Source organism: Pseudomonas sp. NPDC088368 (assembly GCF_044753445.1).
Lineage (GTDB): Bacteria > Pseudomonadota > Gammaproteobacteria > Pseudomonadales > Pseudomonadaceae > Aquipseudomonas > Aquipseudomonas bambusae.
This window is the reverse complement of the sequence record NZ_JBIVNG010000005.1, coordinates 1-17315: the sequence shown is the minus strand read 5'-3', so window position 1 is coordinate 17315 and position 17315 is coordinate 1. Positions and strand designations below refer to the sequence as shown.

The following is a 17315-nucleotide window of genomic DNA, read 5'->3' as shown; positions in this document are numbered from 1 at the left end:
GGCCCGATTCAACACAGCAGCCGTCTTTCATGGACGCGCTTGTCGGCGTAGACCCAAAGCGAAACCCGGGCGTGATCGTTCTCCCCATGGCTGAAACGGATGGGGCCTGCGGGTGTGGAAAACTCATCGGAACGCAGCGCCGTTAGCAGGCTGCGGTGCTGGCGAACGGCGAGGTCTATCAGAGAGAACGCGGCCAACGTCTCGATGGCGTAGACCGGCGCCGGTTCGCCGTAAATCCGTTGGTACGCCCGCTCCACTGATTGGGCCTCGGGCAGATCGCTGGCGATGGGAAAGCTGACCACGTACACGGTGCCGGTCTGCGGTAATCCGCTCACCAACGCAGGTGATGCAGCATCGTCGGTGAAAAACAGCGGTAATCCACAACCGGAAAGGCGGTTCTCCACAAGGAACTGGCGGCTGGCTTTCAATCGTCCACAAAACACCAGCGCGTCGGCTTGAACGGTGTCTTGAACAATCTGCACTGTGGATAACTTAGCAGCGTTCTCAAGCTCTTTTAACTGGCGCTGACCGTGCAGGCTTTGATCGGCGAACAGCGCAAGATTGAGCAGGCCTTGAGTTTCGGCAAACGCCAGCAGCCGTTTTGCCAACACCTTGTCCGAGGCACATACCCTGAACGTGGTGCAGCCCTGTTCGGTCAGGGCCGCAGCGGTCGAGGCTGGGAGGATCAGCGGAATGCCCGCCTGTGCATAACTCTCCACCACGGCGGCAGCAGACTCGGACGCAAAGTGACCGATCACCGCGTCCACCCGCGCGTCGATAAAACGCTCGGCCGCCGCACGACCGCCAGCAGCCGTGGCACGATCGTCGAAGTAGAGATGCTGCGCACGTCGGACGTGGCTGAATAAATGGCTTGAGAGGTAAACACCACGCAGAAAGCTGCGGGCATGCAGCGTGGTGCCGACGTCCAGCGCGGCGCAGATACCCAGGCGCATCATGACAAGGCGACCTCGGTGAACCGGCTGGGGTTGAACGCCTTCATGATCGAGCGATGGTCAGCATCCATCGACACGCCCGCCGTCAAACCGCGGAGTTCGAAAGACAGCAACTCTGCGACGCTAGGCGCCATCTTGAAGCCGATGCCACAAAAGCCTGTGGCCAGATAGATGTGGCTGTTGGCGCTGGAACGACCCATCAACGGCCGACCGTCATCGGTGTAGGCATCCCAAGCAACTTGGGTGACAACCGGAAGGCTGTGCTGCGTGTCAAAGCCCAGCTTGGCGATGCGCGCCATCACGTCCTGTTCGTTATCCATCACAGACAGGTTCAAGTGGCTTGCGTGGTCCGCGCGATGACGACGCTGCCCGCCCACTTGCATCAAGGTGCGTCCAAGCGGCAGCAAATAGGTGTTCAGATGATGCGCGATGACCGGCATGCTCGGGGCTTCGTCGCAACTCACCCGAGTAAACGGAATGGTGCGGGCGTGCACCGCGCCAGGCGGCCTCGGCAGCGGACCATCAGCACCGCAGGCGTCGACGACCCAGGTCGCTTCCAGACGCAATTTGCCCGCGTGCACTTGAACTGAGCCTTCGTGTTCGACGCAATGATCCACCGCGAGATGATCGAGAAACGTTGCCTTCTCACTGACGTAACGGCACAGGTTCGAGACCGCCGACAAGGCATCGACCATGCCACCGTCACGTTCGATGAGTAGGCATTCGTCATTGCAGAAGGCGCTGAAGCGACCGTTGTCCAGCGCGCTGACCGACGCATGCAGCTCGACGTTTTGCGTGCCCACGGCATCGAGATAACGGCCGCAGATTTCAGAATTGGCAATGTACGCGACGCCGGTGCGTTTCAGGGCCTGTTCGAACACGGCATGAACGATCCCCGTCGTGCCGTGATGCGCGCCGCGACGGGTCAGCGGGCGCAAAGCGGGGTCCAGTTCCAGCGCTCGAACGATGCCGCCGGTATCACGCGTTGCCCCTTGGCCGCCGCCGATACCCTTTTCCATAAGGGCAACGTCGAGGCCGCTTTCGACGAGCGCTGCGGCAATCGACGCGCCCATGACACCCGCGCCGATCACGATCACATCGAATGACGTTTTCATCAGCGTCTCCTGATCAGATCTCGTACTCAACGGCGCTGACGTACACCAGCTGATGAAATACTTCGTTCTCCGTGAAACGGCAGTAGCGCAGAATCTGCTTGGCCAAATCCGGAAACACTGGCGCACCAATCGCCCCGATCAACGCCATGTAAGGCAGGATGCGTTTGCCCAGCAATTGGCGATCACGGGCCGCGTTGATCACGTCGCTAAGCAAGACGGCCAGGCCTTTCATGCTGAAGTGATCCACCGAAGTCACTTCGAACCAGCGGGCCACCAGCAGCTTGATCGCCGCAGCATCAGCCGACGTGACCTTCAGGCTGTCGCCCTCCACGCGCTCCCGCTCGGCCTGCGCGGCCAGTTTCACCAGCACCTCGTTGAAGGTTTGCTCGCGCCAGGCGGCGAATTTTTCGACGTCGAAGTCATCGGTGTCTTGTTCCGGCGCAATCAACGCCAGATAGAATCGCGCGCTATCGGTGCAAGCGTCGGCCACCAGGTCCCGGGCCCAGATCGCGTAATTGCGGCTGGTGGAGAGGTTTTTGCCGTTCAGCGTCAGGAATTGATTGGTATAGAAGGTCTGACGCATGCGGTAGCTGTGCATGGTTTGCAGCAGCGCGGGGTAAACCATCATGTGGCTGAACGCGCAGTCGTAGCCCAGGAAATGCACCAATCGGCCTTTGCCCGAGCGGCAGTACTCGTCGTATTCCCAAGGCGCGTGCTTGTGTTCGTTGAGGTATTCGCGGAAGGCGCCGAGATAACCCGACAGGCCCATCACCCACGTGTGAATGCGTCGGCTGCCGTCGGGCTTGAGGTCTAAGCCGCCGTCGTGAGGACGTGTGATGCCCCAATCAATCGGCCCGATTTCGAACTCTTCGTTGAGGAAGCGCCGAATGAAGGGGCGCAGCGGAGCGTGTTCGAAAGTGCTTTGTAGATGGCTGCGGAAGTTGGACAGCGCCAGAAACTCACGCTCGACCGGTCGCCAGATCATCTGGGACGAACACAATTTGCAGCGAAACTCGGTCATCTTCGACGCATTGGGCGTGTGGGCACATTCCTCGCACTGACTGGCGTCGGAGTCAGAACCGCAATGATCGCAATTGCCCCGCCCAAACGCCTCATAGCCCCATTTTTCGCACTGTTCGCAGTAAGGTTCCTGGCTGACTTTTCTGTAAATGGCCCCCGCCTTCATCGCCGATTCGTAAGTTTCTTCGACCGCCTTCTTGAAATAGTTATTGCGATAAGGGCGCATCCAGAAATCGACCTCGATCCCCATTTTTTTCAGGGTGTCGTTGATCTTGTCGGTATTTTCCAGCGCCAGCTCCTGGGGCGATCGGTCCAGCTCGATGCCACGGCGCAGCATGTAGGACTGATAGTCATCGGAATAAGAAACCAGCGTGCAGTCATGCCCGCGCTGGCGTTGTGCGCGGGTGTAGATATCCGCAGCCAGAAACGGCCCGGCCATATGACCGATGTGCAGGTCGCCGTTCGGGGTGGGCGGTGTAATGGTGACCAAGAGCTTGCCCATTACGAAGCCCTCTGATCGGACACGTCATGGATCGTCGCTTTTTGCAGCGCGAACTCGTTCAGGGCGACGGCCTGTTGGGCGTCCTCGTCGAGGAAACGGTTGGCCGAATCGCGGTCCCACCAGACCACGTAGAAGTGAAAATCTTCGTCGGTGTCGTTAAGGACGTAATGGTCGGTGTGTTTCGGAATCGCGGCGATATCGCCCATGGTGAAGGGGTAGGTCTGATCGCCAACGACCAGCTTGGCCGTGCCTTTTATGCCGATGAAGAACTCTTGATCGATCTGAGTGTGGGACAGGGACTTGGCGCCGGGACGAACAACGCACCAACCGCCGCCAATCGGGGTTGGATAACCGTCCCACGGCAACAGCCGGGACCCGTCCAGATCGTATTCATGAACCAGTTTGTCCCACGCCATGGGACGGAAAATTTGAAAGTCTGTCATGAAGTGTCTCCTTCAACCCGGAGCATCCTTGCTCGTTGTTTTGCCGGCGCTAGCCAAGACTTAACGACGCCGTTGAGTTGAGGGATAAGCTGAAGAAATTCGGGAATGGGAGCAAACAAGAAATATGCAATCAGTGGTTAAGTTTGACTTAACTCAACTTTGCTTAATCATCATGTTTATCAAGTGGTTAACAGATTATTTGGCGCGAAATGTTTGCTCAATTGACGCTAAAGCAGGGCTTAACTCTCGCGATAAAAAGGGGCGGATGTATGAAACCTGTGGGAGCGAATGTATCCGCGAAAAATGGATCAGTCGCTATAATGCATCGTCTGAACTGACTTTTCGCGAATGAATTTGCTCCCATAGGGGGGGCCGCGATTCTCTAGCAGGTAGCATGTGAACGGTATAGCCGCCGTAAATAGGCACCCCACTCCTTAGCGCGTCGTGAATTCCCGTTGGCTGGCTATCGCCTGGGACACCAGCCAATCCCGGAACTGACGGCTGGATTTAGGCAGGATGGCGGTCTCGTCGTAGACCAGGTAATACGCAATGGGTGTGTCGATCGTCGCGCGAAACGGCACCACCAGCCGCCCTGACGCCAGCTCCTCGCGGACCAGCGACCGGCGCACCAGTGCGATGCCCATGCCCGCCAACGCGGCCTCGATCACCCCGTTGGAGTCCACAAATACCGAGCCTCTGTGTACCGCAGCTTCAGCGTCCTCGATACCCACCGCCCGTAGCCACAGCGCCCAGTCTTCGCGGTGTTCGTCGTGCAGCAGGTTGTAATTCTTGAGGTCGATGGGCGATGACAGAAAGCGCGACTCCGGCAGCAGGCTCGGCGCGCATACCGGCTGCAAACGGTCGTTGATCAGCATCTCGACCTCCAGACCCGGATAGCGTCCAAGCCCGTGGCGCACGGCGAAGTCCACCCCGTCGCCCAACAGGTCAACCAATCGATTGGTCGTGCTGATCAACACTTCGATGCCAGGGCAGATCGCCTGAAAATCCGGCAGGCGCGGCAACAGCCATTGCATCGCAAAACCGCTGGTGCAACTGACCGTGATGGTATTAGGGCCGTTGTCGCTCATCAGCCGCTGAGTCGCGTCTGAGATCTGGCCCAATGCGGGGCGGATCGCACGTAAGTAAATCTTACCTTCGGGGGTCAGCTCCAGACGCTTGGTGTTGCGGATGAACAGCGTGACGCCCACGGCTTTTTCCAACTTGGCGATCTGTTGGCTGATCGCCGCCGGGGTGACGAAAAGCTCGCCCGCCGCGCTCTTCATGCTGGCGTGACGCCCCGTCGCTTCAAAGCAAAGCAACGCGTACAAGGGCGGGAATTTCATGCCGGTCCTTAGTTAAGAAAATCAGTTAAGAAAATCTAATGTGCGTTAGAAAAGCTCGCTTGAGCACGACTGGAGAGACTGCTCAAATCATCACACCCCGGCTCGACAAGCGTCAATCCACTACTTTCGCGCCGTCCGTTTCAAGCATTGGATTTGGGAAGGAAGTGCCATGCGTCCATCTGATTATGTTCGACTGCTTCTCCTCGCTGCGATCTGGGGAGCAAGTTTTCTGTTCATGCGCGTGGCCGCCCCGGTATTAGGCGCACTGCCTACCGCATTCTTCCGGGTATCAATCGCCGCCATCGGTTTATTCGTAATCCTGGCGATGTTCAAAACCCGCCACGATTTCCAGGGCAAACTCAAAGCGACCATGGTGCTGGGTATCATCAACTCGGGTATTCCGTTTTTGATGTACAGCATGGCGGCGTTGCTATTACCCGCCGGTTACTCCGCCATTCTCAATGCCACCACGCCGTTAATGGGCGTCTTGATCGGGTCCATGTTTTTCAATGACACGCTGACTCCGAAAAAAGCAGCGGGTGTATTGGTGGGCTTGTTGGGGATCACCTTGTTGACCACCACCGGCCCGATGACCTTCACCAGCACGGTGGTGATGGGTGCTCTGGCCTGTTTGGTCGCAACCACTTGCTACGGTGTGGCAGGGTTTCTCACCCGCCAGTGGATTGCTGACAAAGGCGGTCTCGACGCCAAACTCGTCGCGTTTGGCAGTCAAATCGGCGCTACGCTGTTTCTCGCGCCGTTTTTCGGCATCTCGGCCACCGTCAACCCGCCCGCCAGTTGGGGAGATTCAACGGTCTGGTTGTCCCTTCTCGCGGTGGGTTTTGTGTGTACGGCCTGCGCCTACATTCTGTATTTCCGGCTGATTGCTGACATCGGCCCGGTCCGCTCACTGACCGTCACCTTTTTGATCCCGCCATTCGGGGTGCTCTGGGGCGTGATGTTCCTGGATGAACACTTGTCGGCGGGTCATCTTTACGGTGGCGGGCTGATTTGTCTGGCCGTGTGGTTCGTGCTCAGCAAGAGCAGGCCCAAACCGTTACCCGAATCACGGGACAACCCCGCCACTACCTGATTCACGCACTTATCCACAGCTGAATCCGTAACGAGACTGTCTGGTGGCGACCGCCAGACTCGGCCTTTCTTCGCCCGGCATTTACTCATGGAGCTGCCGGACCGGAGATAACGACACGTTCTGGAATGACTGACATGGCATCACTCACACACGCGTTCACCCTTCAGCTCTCGGGCTGTGGCATTCGGGCGGAGTCAGTACGATGAGCAGAGCGATTCCCTTGATTGCCCTTCGCACCTTCGTCGAGGTGTGCAAGGTGGGCAGTATGAAACGCGCCGCCGATCACCTGTGCGTCTCCCCCGCCGCCATCAGCCAGCAGATCAAAGGGCTGGAAGATCAGATTGGAAAACGCCTGTTCGAACGCGACGCCAAAGGCATTCAGCTCACCACCAGTGGCCGCAGCCTGTTCGATGAGCTGTCCGACACCTTCGACGTGATCGAAAAAGCCTGGTCTGGCGCGGCCCTCAAACAGCCTCGCCAGACCCGCCTGGTCATCAGCACCACGTCCACCATCGCCAGCTCCTGGCTGATCCCCGCGCTGGGGGATTTCAAAGAGCGGTGCCCGACCATCGAAATCTCGATACAGATTTGTAATGGCCTCTCGGACCTCAAGCATGGCCATGTGGATATCTCTATTCAGCGAGAAATGACCAGCAGCCCGGACAACCATGCCACCCGCCTCTGGTCGTCTTATTTGATCCCCGTGTGCAGTCCAAACTTGCTCACCAAGCAACGGACCATCGACAGTCCACAAGACTGCCTGACTTATCCACTGCTGCAAGACACCGAACGCAACTACTGGAAGGTGTGGATGAATGCGTTCGGTGTGAACAACCGCAAAATGATCCAGGGATCGAGTTATGGCGACGAATCCCTATTGATAAGTGCCGCTTGTGCGGGTCAAGGGATTGCTTTAGTGAACAACGTGTTTGCGTCCGAAGCCCTGCGCTCCAAGCGCCTGGTGCAAGTGACCAACGCTACGTCGGAACTTAAATTCGATTACTTCGTGTACTGCGCCAAAGAGCGGCGTGAGGAATGGGCGATTGTCGAGTTCATGAAATGGGCGGTGCAGCAGGCAGGCAAGACGGTAAAGGGGCATGTTTGTGAAGCAGCGAGTGTGCACAAGGTCGCGTGAATTCAAACGCCTGCGAGGTTTGACCGGCGTCTTATTTACACCCTCTTTTTAAACCACTTACGAGTGGTTTTTTTCCTCCATTCATTCCTGTGAACGATAGTCCGTCAGCCTCCAGACAGGCGGAGCGGGATACAGTGAATGGCATTCAAGTCTTCACGTATGATGCGGCGCCTGCGCTCGGGTGCCTTTTGCGCCCAATCCCATACCCACGTTTTCGCCCTGTGACCGTCAGAGACTTCCTCGCGATACCTGAGGCAGAAAGGCTTTTAGAATAATCAGAATGCAAACGATCAAAGCCCTCAGTCGGCGCTTCAAACAAAAAAAATACCTGCTAGTCGCCATCGCTGTCCTCGTCGCATTGGCCGCAGGATGGGCGGTCCACTCTCACTCGGTCGTTGAACGAAAGGCCCGAAGGGCCATGCTGCCGCGCGTCTTGCCCACCGTGCAGACTCACGACCTCGGCGGCTCGTCGACGCTGACGCTGTTCGTGCCCAATGTGTCGAAAAAAACCATCGTCATCGCTGTGCCTGTGGACAACGATCTGGAGACCAAGCGCCTGCGCAAACTGAGTTTCGATGCCTCCGCCACCGTTGTGAAGATCGAACTTTCACCTTCCGATTGCCTGCAGGCCCTTCGCAAATTCGACGAGTCCTTGCGACGCTTCGCGCCAACTGCCGATATTGTCGTAGGGCTCGATGAAGAGGCCATGCTGGCGCAGCGTTGGCTCTCCCTGCAAACAAATGAACGGGCGGTCGCCGTTTCGCTGACGACCGATGGCATTGGGGAGGCCAGCAAGGAAGTCTGCGCAGACCCCGCCACCGTGCTCCCGTCAAAAGGGACATGGCACAACCTGACGTCGAACAAGTTGACTGTTTGGGAAAACGGCGTCGCCACTCACGTTACCACCCCGATGACGCCGAAAAAGCTGATTTCCGAGGAACTGGAAACGTATCTGCGTCATACGATTCTCAACATCCCCGAACTGAACATGCTCAACAAACTGCCGTTGATTGAACTGCCTGCCGCCAGCCCCAGCGACACACTGACGCTCTTTTATTCAGGTGATGGCGGTTGGCGGGGACTGGACAAGCGTGTTTCGGAACATCTGTCCGACGCTGATATCGCCGTCGTCGGCGTCGATGCGCTGGAGTATTACTGGGACTTCAAAAGCCCGGAAAAAAGCGCCCAAGAGTTGTCCCAAATGATGGAACACTACCGTCAGAAATGGGGTATCAAACACTTCATTCTCACCGGCTATTCGTTTGGCGCTGATGTACTTCCCGCGCTCTACAATCGCTTGCCTGTTACCGATCAGGACGATGTTCAGAGCATTGTGCTGCTGTCGTTCGCTCGCGGAGCCAACTTTGAAATTCGCATTGAAGGCATGATGGGGAAAGACACGGGCAAATACCCGACAGGCCCGGAAATGGCGCGACTGCCTGCGAGTAAGGTGTTCTGTGTGTACGGCACGGATGAAGCGCGCAAGAGCGGGTGTACGGATACCACCGTCGTCGGAAAGACCCTCGGAATTCCAGGGAATCACCACTTCAACGATGATTACGACACGTTATCCACTTACTTGACTGATTTCATCAAACGCACATCCGCCCCCTGATAGGCGGCATTGGCGCCGCAAGAATCGGAGCGTATTGATCACCACCGGGACGCACCATGAGTCATCTGACCATGGAGCACCCAGCTGATGAATGCGCCCCACGTTGTTGCCGAACCCCACATCCTTTACCTCGGCACACCCGTTGTTCTGGTAAGTACCGTCAATGAAGACGGTACGGACAACCTTGCCCCCATTTCCTCTGCTTTCTGGCTGGGGTGGCGCGGCGTGCTGGGTATTGCGTCCGGCTCGCAGACCGCGCGTAACCTGTTGCGCACCGGTGAATGCGTGCTGAACCTTCCTTCCGTCAACGAAGTGAGCGCCGTCGACCGCATCGCCAAAACGACAGGCGTGTACCCGCTTCCAGCGTTTCGAGAAGCGATGGGCTACGTGTACGAGCCCGACAAATTTGGACGCGCTGGTATGACGCGAGTGGCATCTGACACCGTCGAGGCCGCTCGGGCGCTGGAATGCCCCATACAGCTTGAGGCAGTCGTCGCGGCGGCTCACGGAATAGGCGATGACAGCGAGGCCCTGCGCGGCTTCATCAGCCTCATCGAAGTCAGGATCAACCGCGTGCACGTCCACCCGGATGTGCTCATGGACGGCCACGCCAATCGGATCGATCCGGACAAATGGACGCCATTGATCATGAGCTTTCAGAAGTTCTATGGCCTGAGCGGACAGGTGCATGCGTCCAGACTGTCCGAAATACCGGAACAGGCTTATGAACCGCTGGCGAAGGTTTGAATTTTTTCAGAGAAGAGGCCGCGTGATAGCGGCCTCTTTTTTTGAGCTGACGCGTGACTTACTCGACAGTCACCGACTTCGCCAAATTCCGCGGTTGATCCACATCCGTGCCCTTCAACACCGCGACGTAGTACGACAGCAGTTGCAGCGGGATGGTGTAGAGGATCGGGGCCAGGGCATCGACGATGTGCGGCATCGAGATGACATGGGTACCTTCGCCGTTGTTCAGACCGGCTTGTTCGTCGGCGAAGACGATCAGCTCGCCGCCACGGGCGCGGACTTCCTGGAGGTTGGATTTCAGCTTTTCCAGCAGCTCGTTGTTCGGGGCGACCGTGACAACGGGCATGTCGCTGTCGACCAGGGCCAGCGGGCCGTGTTTCAGCTCGCCTGCGGGATAGGCTTCGGCGTGGATGTAGGAAATCTCTTTGAGTTTCAGCGCACCTTCCATCGCCACCGGGAATTGTGCGCCACGGCCCAGGAACAGGGTGTGGTTCTTCTCGGCGAACAGTTCGGCGACTTTCTCAACGGTGCTGTCCATGGCCAATGCTTCGCCCAAACGGGTGGGCAAGCGACGCAGTTCTTCGACCAATTCGGCTTCAACGCCCTCTTCCAGCGTGCCTTTGATCTGACCCAACGAGAGGGTCAACAGCATCAGCGCCACCAGTTGCGTGGTGAAGGCCTTGGTCGACGCCACGCCGATTTCCGGACCCGCCTGGGTCAGCAGGGTCAGGTCGGATTCGCGCACCAGCGAGCTGATGCTGACGTTGCAGATGGCCAGGCTGGCGAGAAAGCCCAGCTCTTTGGCGTTGCGCAGTGCAGCAAGCGTGTCAGCGGTCTCGCCTGATTGCGAGATCGAGACGAACAGCGTGTCCGGTTGAACCACGACTTTGCGGTAGCGGAATTCGCTGGCCACTTCGACCTGACACGGAATGCCCGCCAGCCCTTCGAGCCAGTAACGTGCGACCATCCCCGCGTGATAGCTCGTGCCGCAGGCAACGATTTGCACGTTGCGTACCTTGGCGAACAGCTCGGCAGCTTGTGGACCGAAGGCCTGGACCAGCACCTGGCCGTGGCCGAGGCGGTTTTCCAGGGTGCGCTGCACGACTTTTGGCTGCTCGTGGATTTCCTTGAGCATGAAGTGGCGGAACTCGCCCTTGTCCGCCGCTTCTGCGCCTTCACGGTACTGCACCACTTCGCGCTCGACCGGCTGGCCGTCGGCGGTCCAGATCTGGACGCTGTCACGGCGGATTTCAGCGATGTCGCCTTCTTCCAGGTACATGAAGCGGTCGGTGACCTGGCGCAGCGCCAGTTGGTCCGATGCCAGGAAGTTTTCCCCAAGGCCCAGGCCCACCACCAGCGGGCTACCACTGCGGGCAGCGATCAAACGATCCGGTTGCTTGGCGCTGATCACGGCCAGTCCGTATGCACCGTGCAGTTCTTTAACGGTGGCTTTCAAGGCTGCGGCCAGGTCCGGCGTGTCCTGCAGCTTGTGGTGCAGCAGGTGGACGATGACTTCGGTGTCAGTGTCGGACGTAAATAGATAGCCCAAGCCTTTCAGGCGTTCGCGCAGCGGCTCGTGGTTTTCGATGATGCCGTTGTGGACGACAGCCAGCTCGCCACTGGAGAAGTGAGGGTGCGCGTTGTGCTCGAGTGGCGCGCCGTGGGTGGCCCAACGGGTGTGGGCAATGCCCAGACGGCCTACCAGCGGTTCGCCCGCCAGCGATTGCTCCAACTCGTTGACCTTGCCCACACGGCGGCGGCGCTCCAGCACGCCGGCGTTGCTGAACAGCGCGACACCGGCGCTGTCGTAGCCGCGGTATTCAAGGCGCTTGAGGCCCTCCAGCAGGATGGCTGTGACATTACGTTCAGCGACGGCGCCGACGATTCCACACATGGTCTTCTCCTAGGAAACAGCGGCGCAGATCAATGTCACGCCGCGAGCCTGAATTTGGTCGCGAGTCTCTTGGGACAGGCGATCATCGGTAATGAGGGTATGGACGCTGCTCCATGGCAGCTCCAGATTGGGAATCTTGCGACCGACTTTGTCGGCCTCGACCATCACGATCACTTCCCGAGCGACTTCCGCCATGACGCGGCTCAAGCCCAGCAGTTCGTTGAATGTCGTGGTGCCTCGTTGCAGATCGATGCCATCGGCACCGATAAACAGTTGATCGAAATCGTAGGAACGCAGCACTTGCTCGGCGACTTGCCCCTGAAAGGACTCGGAGTGAGGGTCCCAGGTGCCACCGGTCATCAACAGCACCGGCTCATGCTCCAACTCACCCAAAGCATTGGCAACATGCAAGGAGTTGGTCATGACCACCAGGCCGGGTTGCTGGCCGAGTTCAGGAATCATCGCGGCAGTGGTGCTGCCGCTGTCGATGATAATGCGCGCGTGCTCACGAATACGCGCGACGGCGGCACGAGCGATGGCCTGCTTGTAGCGCGACACTGGCTGGCCAGGTTCACCGATCAGTTCCTGTGGCATCGGCACTGCCCCGCCATATCGACGAAGCAGCAACCCATTGCTTTCAAGCGCGGCCAGGTCCTTCCGAACCGTAACTTCAGAGGTTTCGAAACGCTTTGCCAACGCATCGACACTGACCTCACCCTGCTCGTTAAGCAGCGCAAGAATGTTGTGGCGGCGTTGAGGTGTATTACGCTTCGACATCATTGACCTTAAGTTTCGTTTCGAAAGATAACGATCGCAATAGAAACCTATCGAAAGATTCTCGTCAAGAGGTGGCTGTGAAATGGGCGGCTCAATTCGCAGCTGGTGCGTACGAATCGCAAGCAGGGTGGCACATGGGGACTGAATCCGGCCTGAACATCGTCGATGATGCTCAGACCGGTTTCGATTGTGGATAACTCAGCTTTTTTTAGTTTTTACTGGACGCTTCCACCCATCGATATTGCGCTGACGCGAACGCGCCACTGCCAATTGCTCGGCAGCCACGTTCTGATTGATGGTGGAACCGGCAGCCGTCGTGGCGCCGGATGAGATATCCACAGGCGCGACCAGTGAGTTGTTGGAACCAATGAACACGTCTTCGCCCAGCACCGTCTTGTGCTTGTTGGCGCCGTCGTAGTTGCAGGTGATCGTCCCGGCGCCAATATTGGTGCGCGCGCCGATAATAGCGTCACCCAGATAAGTCAGATGACCCGCCTTGGCGCCTTCACCCATCTCGGCATTCTTCAACTCGACAAAGTTACCCACATGGGCGCGAGCACCCAGCACGCTGCCCGGACGCAGACGCGCGAACGGGCCTGCGTCGGCCGCTTCACCCACGATGGCGCCTTCAAGGTGGCTGTTGGCCTTGATGATGGCGCCTTTGCGCAGGGTGCTGTCCTTGATCACGCAGTTCGGCCCAATGGACACATCGTCCTCAATCACGACACGGCCTTCGAGGATCACGTTCACGTCGATCATCACGTCGCGGCCCACGGTCACATCACCGCGCACGTCGAATCGCGCAGGATCACGCAGCGTCACGCCGAGGGCCATCAGTCGGCGGCCTTCACGCATCTGATAGTGGCGTTCCAGCTCCGCGAGCTGTTTGCGGTCGTTGGCGCCTTGCACTTCCATCGCGTCCAGCGGCTGCGCCGTGGCCACGGTCAGACCATCGTTCACCGCCATGGCGATAACGTCGGTGAGGTAGTACTCGCCCTGAGCATTATTGTTCGACAGACGACCGAGCCAGTCGGCGAGACGTTTGCCCGGCACCGCCAGAATGCCGGTGTTCCCTTCCTTGATCACCTTCTGTGCATCGGTGGCGTCTTTGTGCTCGACGATGGCGCTGACACGGTTATCTGCGTCGCGGACGATGCGGCCGTAGCCGGTCGGGTCATTCAGATTGACTGTCAGCAGGCCGAGCTGTTGGTCATTCACAAGCGTCAAGAGGCGTTGCAGTGTTTCGACCTCGATCAACGGCACATCTCCGTAGAGGATCAGCACGGTATCGGCACTCAGGACAGGTACGGCCTGCGCTACGGCATGGCCGGTGCCCAGTTGCTTGTCCTGCAGCACAAAGCTCAGGTCGTCAGCGGCAAGACGCTCCCGTACCAGATCCGCGCCATGGCCAATCACGACTTGAATCCTTTGCGGAGAAAGCTGGCGGGCGCTGTGGATAACATGGCCAAGCATGGAGTTGCCGGCGACCGGGTGCAGCACCTTGGGCAGCGCCGAACGCATGCGGGTGCCCTGACCTGCGGCGAGAATGACGATATCGAGAGACATGAAGGGTTTCCAGACGGACTAGCCTCAGCCTTGGCCGGGCAGGTGGTTCAGGAGAAAGAGCCAAAAAAAGAAAAAGGGTAGCCGAGGCTACCCTTTTACTCAATCGCGCATGAGAGCCGCCGACCTTAGCCGCCGAACTTCTTGCGAATTTGCTGAACGGTACGCAGCTGGGCTGCGGCTTCCGCCAGACGTGCAGCAGCAGATCCGTAGTCGAAATCTGCGCCTTTTTCATTCAGGGCTTTCTCGGCAGCCTTGACGGCTTCCTGAGCAGAGGCTTCGTCCAGGTCGGCAGCGCGTTGCACGGTATCGGCAAGCACTTTGACCATGTTCGGTTGAACCTCAAGGAAACCACCGGAGATGTAAAACACCTCGGCTTCTCCACCCTGCTTGATCAGACGGATAGGACCCGGCTTCAGATCAGTGATCAGCGGCGCGTGACCTGGAGCAATACCGATATCACCCAGGTTACCGTGTGCAATCACCATCTCGACCAGACCGGAGAAAATCTCTCCTTCCGCGCTGACGATATCGCAATGGACTGTCATAGCCATTTGCTTGCCTCAACCTGATTAGCGCCCGTTGCCGGGCGCCTGGGTTACAGTTTCTTGGCTTTCTCGATCGCTTCTTCGATGCCGCCGACCATGTAGAACGCTTGTTCTGGCAGATGGTCGTACTCACCGGCGAGGATGCCTTTGAAGCCAGCAATGGTGTCTTTCAGGGAAACGTATTTACCCGAAGCACCGGTGAAGACTTCAGCCACGAAGAACGGCTGCGACAGGAAGCGCTGAATCTTACGAGCGCGGGATACCAACTGCTTGTCGGTTTCCGACAGCTCGTCCATACCCAGGATCGCGATGATGTCTTTCAGCTCTTTGTAACGCTGCAGAACATACTGGACGCCGCGAGCGGTGTCGTAGTGGTCCTGGCCGATAACGTTCGGGTCCAGCTGGCGCGAAGTCGAGTCCAGTGGGTCAACCGCAGGGTAGATACCCAGGGAAGCGATGTCACGGGACAGAACGACGGTGGCGTCCAAGTGGGCGAAGGTGGTCGCTGGCGACGGGTCGGTCAAGTCGTCCGCTGGTACGTATACCGCCTGGATCGAGGTGATCGAACCCTCTTTGGTCGAAGTGATGCGCTCTTGCAGCACGCCCATCTCTTCAGCCAGGGTCGGTTGGTAACCTACTGCGGAAGGCATACGGCCCAGCAGTGCGGATACTTCGGTACCGGCCAGTGTGTAACGGTAGATGTTGTCGACGAACAGCAGAACGTCGTTACCTTCGTCACGGAACTTCTCGGCCATGGTCAGGCCGGTCAGAGCAACGCGCAGACGGTTTCCCGGCGGCTCGTTCATCTGGCCGTATACCAGGGCTACTTTGTCCAGAACGTTGGAGTCCTTCATCTCGTGGTAGAAGTCGTTACCCTCACGAGTACGCTCACCCACACCAGCGAACACGGAATAACCGCTGTGCTCGATGGCGATGTTACGGATCAGTTCCATCATGTTTACGGTCTTGCCGACACCGGCACCACCGAACAGACCGACTTTACCGCCCTTGGCGAACGGGCAAACCAGGTCGATAACCTTGATGCCGGTTTCCAACAGGTCGTTGCCGCCTGCCTGATCAGCGAACGAAGGCGCTGGACGGTGAATGCCCCAACGCTCGTCGGCTTCGATCGGGCCCGCTTCGTCGATCGGGTTACCCAGGACGTCCATGATACGGCCCAGGGTACCTTTACCAACCGGTACGGAGATGGCTGCGCCGCTGTCGATAACGTCCAGACCGCGCTTCAAGCCTTCGGTAGAACCCATCGCAATGGTACGAACCACGCCGTCGCCCAGCTGCTGCTGAACTTCCAGAGTGGTTTCCGCGCCTTGTACTTTCAGCGCGTTGTAGATGCTCGGTACGCTGTCGCGTGGAAATTCCACGTCGATCACGGCGCCGATGATTTGAACGATACGTCCGCTACTCATTAGCTGGATCCTCTGAATATTTGAACCGTTAAACCGCGGCAGCGCCGCCGACGATTTCCGAGATCTCTTGGGTGATCGCTGCCTGACGCGCCTTGTTGTAGATCAGCTGCAAATCGCTGATCAGGTCGCCGGCGTTGTCAGTAGCGTTCTTCATCGCGATCATCCGCGCGGCTTGTTCAGCTGCGTTGTTCTCGACCACCGCCTGGTAAACCTGCGACTCCACGTAACGGACCATCAAGCCGTCCAGCAGCTCTTTGGCGTCGGGTTCGTACAGGTAATCCCAGTGGTGCTTGAGTTCTTGATCCTGGGTGGCGACCAACGGAATCAACTGCTCGACCGTTGGTTGCTGAGTCATGGTGTTGATGAACTTGTTGGATACCACGGACAGGCGGTCAATACGGCCCTCCAGGTAGGCATCCAGCATCACCTTGACGCTGCCGATCAAGTCGTTGATCGACGGCTCTTCGCCCAAGTGGCTGATCGCAGCGACGACGTTACCGCCGAAGTTGCGGAAAAACGCCGCACCTTTGCTGCCGACCACGCACAGATCGATCTCTACGCCGTTTTCACGGTTCTTCGCCATGTCCTTGACCAAAGCCTTGAACAGGTTGGTATTCAAGCCACCACACAGACCACGGTCACTGCTTACCACGATATAACCGACGCGCTTGACTTCACGGTCGATCATGAACGGGTGGCGGTATTCCGGGTTAGCGTTGGCAAGATGACCAATCACCTGGCGGATGCGCTCCGCGTAAGGACGGCTAGCAGCCATGCGCATTTGAGCCTTGCGCATTTTGCTGACCGCCACTTTTTCCATGGCGCTGGTGATCTTTTGCGTGCTTTTGATGCTCGCAATCTTGCTGCGAATCTCTTTTGCGCCTGCCATGTAACACCTATCAGGTTAGCAAGCGGGAGCCTCGCGGCTCCCGCTGCGGCTTACCAGGTTTGGGTGGCCTTGAACTTCTCGATACCGGCTTTCAGGCCAGAATCGATTTCGTCATTGAAGTCACCCTTCACGTTGATCTTGGCCATCAAATCGGCGTGATCGCGGTTGAAGTAAGCAATCAGCGCTTGTTCGAAGCTGCCGACTTTGGCGATTTCAACGTCGGTCAGGAACCCACGCTCAGCGGCATACAG

15 protein-coding genes and 1 pseudogene are annotated in these 17315 nt (G+C 58.1%); 4 read left to right on the top strand and 12 right to left on the bottom strand.

Annotated elements, in window-relative coordinates; all coding sequences use genetic code 11:
• Positions 1 to 8 precede the first annotated feature (8 nt).
• The 5 genes from ACIQAL_RS11585 to gcvA form a co-directional block, all read right to left on the bottom strand.
• On the bottom strand, positions 9 to 956 hold the full coding sequence (locus ACIQAL_RS11585; RefSeq protein ID WP_401145357.1) for an ABC transporter substrate-binding protein: 948 nt from the start codon (positions 954 to 956) through the stop codon (positions 9 to 11).
• Positions 953 to 2068 carry an NAD(P)/FAD-dependent oxidoreductase gene (locus ACIQAL_RS11580; protein WP_401145355.1) on the bottom strand — a complete coding sequence of 372 codons (1116 nt, stop codon included), beginning with the start codon at positions 2066 to 2068 and terminating at the stop codon, positions 953 to 955. The genes ACIQAL_RS11585 and ACIQAL_RS11580 overlap by 4 nt, the downstream gene beginning before the upstream one ends.
• 13 nt (positions 2069 to 2081) lie before the next feature.
• Positions 2082 to 3590 (bottom strand): methionine--tRNA ligase, encoded by a 1509-nt coding sequence (locus ACIQAL_RS11575; RefSeq protein WP_341961016.1) that lies wholly within the window; start codon positions 3588 to 3590, stop codon positions 2082 to 2084.
• A complete protein-coding gene (locus ACIQAL_RS11570) occupies positions 3590 to 4033 on the bottom strand; it encodes a cupin domain-containing protein (protein ID WP_401145353.1) in 444 nt (147 codons plus the stop codon). The genes ACIQAL_RS11575 and ACIQAL_RS11570 overlap by 1 nt, the downstream gene beginning before the upstream one ends.
• A gap of 434 nt (positions 4034 to 4467) precedes the next feature.
• Complete coding sequence (gene gcvA / locus ACIQAL_RS11565) at positions 4468 to 5376, bottom strand: transcriptional regulator GcvA (RefSeq protein ID WP_341961020.1); 909 nt, start codon at positions 5374 to 5376, stop codon at positions 4468 to 4470.
• Positions 5377 to 5545: 169 nt separating this feature from the next.
• Here gcvA and ACIQAL_RS11560 point away from each other — a divergent pair, with 169 nt between their 5' ends.
• From ACIQAL_RS11560 to ACIQAL_RS11545, 4 genes are all read left to right on the top strand, one after another.
• Positions 5546 to 6469: a DMT family transporter gene (locus ACIQAL_RS11560; RefSeq protein ID WP_401145351.1), complete on the top strand. Its 924-nt coding sequence runs from the start codon at positions 5546 to 5548 to the stop codon at positions 6467 to 6469.
• A 202-nt stretch (positions 6470 to 6671) separates the two neighbouring features.
• On the top strand, positions 6672 to 7604 hold the full coding sequence (locus ACIQAL_RS11555) for a LysR substrate-binding domain-containing protein (protein WP_401145349.1): 933 nt from the start codon (positions 6672 to 6674) through the stop codon (positions 7602 to 7604).
• Between the two features lie 529 nt (positions 7605 to 8133).
• Positions 8134 to 9219, top strand: coding sequence for a virulence factor family protein (locus ACIQAL_RS11550; protein WP_401145347.1), 1086 nt, complete (start codon positions 8134 to 8136; stop codon positions 9217 to 9219).
• A gap of 87 nt (positions 9220 to 9306) precedes the next feature.
• A complete protein-coding gene (locus tag ACIQAL_RS11545) occupies positions 9307 to 9966 on the top strand; it encodes a flavin reductase family protein (RefSeq protein WP_401145345.1) in 660 nt (219 codons plus the stop codon).
• A gap of 58 nt (positions 9967 to 10024) precedes the next feature.
• Here ACIQAL_RS11545 and glmS read toward each other — a convergent pair whose 3' ends face one another.
• From glmS to ACIQAL_RS11510, 7 genes and pseudogenes are all read right to left on the bottom strand, one after another.
• A complete protein-coding gene (glmS, locus tag ACIQAL_RS11540) occupies positions 10025 to 11860 on the bottom strand; it encodes a glutamine--fructose-6-phosphate transaminase (isomerizing) (protein WP_401145344.1) in 1836 nt (611 codons plus the stop codon).
• Positions 11861 to 11869: 9 nt separating this feature from the next.
• Positions 11870 to 12640: a DeoR/GlpR family DNA-binding transcription regulator gene (locus ACIQAL_RS11535; protein WP_401145342.1), complete on the bottom strand. Its 771-nt coding sequence runs from the start codon at positions 12638 to 12640 to the stop codon at positions 11870 to 11872.
• 195 nt (positions 12641 to 12835) lie between these two features.
• Positions 12836 to 14203, bottom strand: coding sequence for a bifunctional UDP-N-acetylglucosamine diphosphorylase/glucosamine-1-phosphate N-acetyltransferase GlmU (glmU, locus tag ACIQAL_RS11530; RefSeq protein WP_401145340.1), 1368 nt, complete (start codon positions 14201 to 14203; stop codon positions 12836 to 12838).
• A gap of 125 nt (positions 14204 to 14328) precedes the next feature.
• Entirely contained in the window at positions 14329 to 14754 is a 426-nt protein-coding gene (locus ACIQAL_RS11525; protein ID WP_043192055.1) for a F0F1 ATP synthase subunit epsilon, read from the bottom strand.
• 44 nt (positions 14755 to 14798) lie between these two features.
• Positions 14799 to 16175 carry a F0F1 ATP synthase subunit beta gene (gene atpD / locus ACIQAL_RS11520; protein ID WP_166593945.1) on the bottom strand — a complete coding sequence of 459 codons (1377 nt, stop codon included), beginning with the start codon at positions 16173 to 16175 and terminating at the stop codon, positions 14799 to 14801.
• 28 nt (positions 16176 to 16203) lie between these two features.
• A complete protein-coding gene (gene atpG, locus ACIQAL_RS11515) occupies positions 16204 to 17064 on the bottom strand; it encodes a F0F1 ATP synthase subunit gamma (protein WP_110951681.1) in 861 nt (286 codons plus the stop codon).
• Positions 17065 to 17114: 50 nt separating this feature from the next.
• Positions 17115 to 17315: pseudogene (locus tag ACIQAL_RS11510) on the bottom strand (F0F1 ATP synthase subunit alpha); the annotation flags it as partial.

Coding starts and splice junctions, on each gene's coding strand:
- ACIQAL_RS11585 (WP_401145357.1), bottom strand. CDS start 956: ATGATGCGCCTGGGTATCTGCGCCGCGCTGGACGTCGGCACCACGCTG.
- ACIQAL_RS11580 (WP_401145355.1), bottom strand. CDS start 2,068: ATGAAAACGTCATTCGATGTGATCGTGATCGGCGCGGGTGTCATGGGC.
- ACIQAL_RS11575 (WP_341961016.1), bottom strand. CDS start 3,590: ATGGGCAAGCTCTTGGTCACCATTACACCGCCCACCCCGAACGGCGAC.
- ACIQAL_RS11570 (WP_401145353.1), bottom strand. CDS start 4,033: ATGACAGACTTTCAAATTTTCCGTCCCATGGCGTGGGACAAACTGGTT.
- gcvA (WP_341961020.1), bottom strand. CDS start 5,376: ATGAAATTCCCGCCCTTGTACGCGTTGCTTTGCTTTGAAGCGACGGGG.
- ACIQAL_RS11560 (WP_401145351.1), top strand. CDS start 5,546: ATGCGTCCATCTGATTATGTTCGACTGCTTCTCCTCGCTGCGATCTGG.
- ACIQAL_RS11555 (WP_401145349.1), top strand. CDS start 6,672: ATGAGCAGAGCGATTCCCTTGATTGCCCTTCGCACCTTCGTCGAGGTG.
- ACIQAL_RS11545 (WP_401145345.1), top strand. CDS start 9,307: ATGAATGCGCCCCACGTTGTTGCCGAACCCCACATCCTTTACCTCGGC.
- glmS (WP_401145344.1), bottom strand. CDS start 11,860: ATGTGTGGAATCGTCGGCGCCGTCGCTGAACGTAATGTCACAGCCATC.
- ACIQAL_RS11535 (WP_401145342.1), bottom strand. CDS start 12,640: ATGATGTCGAAGCGTAATACACCTCAACGCCGCCACAACATTCTTGCG.
- glmU (WP_401145340.1), bottom strand. CDS start 14,203: ATGTCTCTCGATATCGTCATTCTCGCCGCAGGTCAGGGCACCCGCATG.
- ACIQAL_RS11525 (WP_043192055.1), bottom strand. CDS start 14,754: ATGGCTATGACAGTCCATTGCGATATCGTCAGCGCGGAAGGAGAGATT.
- atpD (WP_166593945.1), bottom strand. CDS start 16,175: ATGAGTAGCGGACGTATCGTTCAAATCATCGGCGCCGTGATCGACGTG.
- atpG (WP_110951681.1), bottom strand. CDS start 17,064: ATGGCAGGCGCAAAAGAGATTCGCAGCAAGATTGCGAGCATCAAAAGC.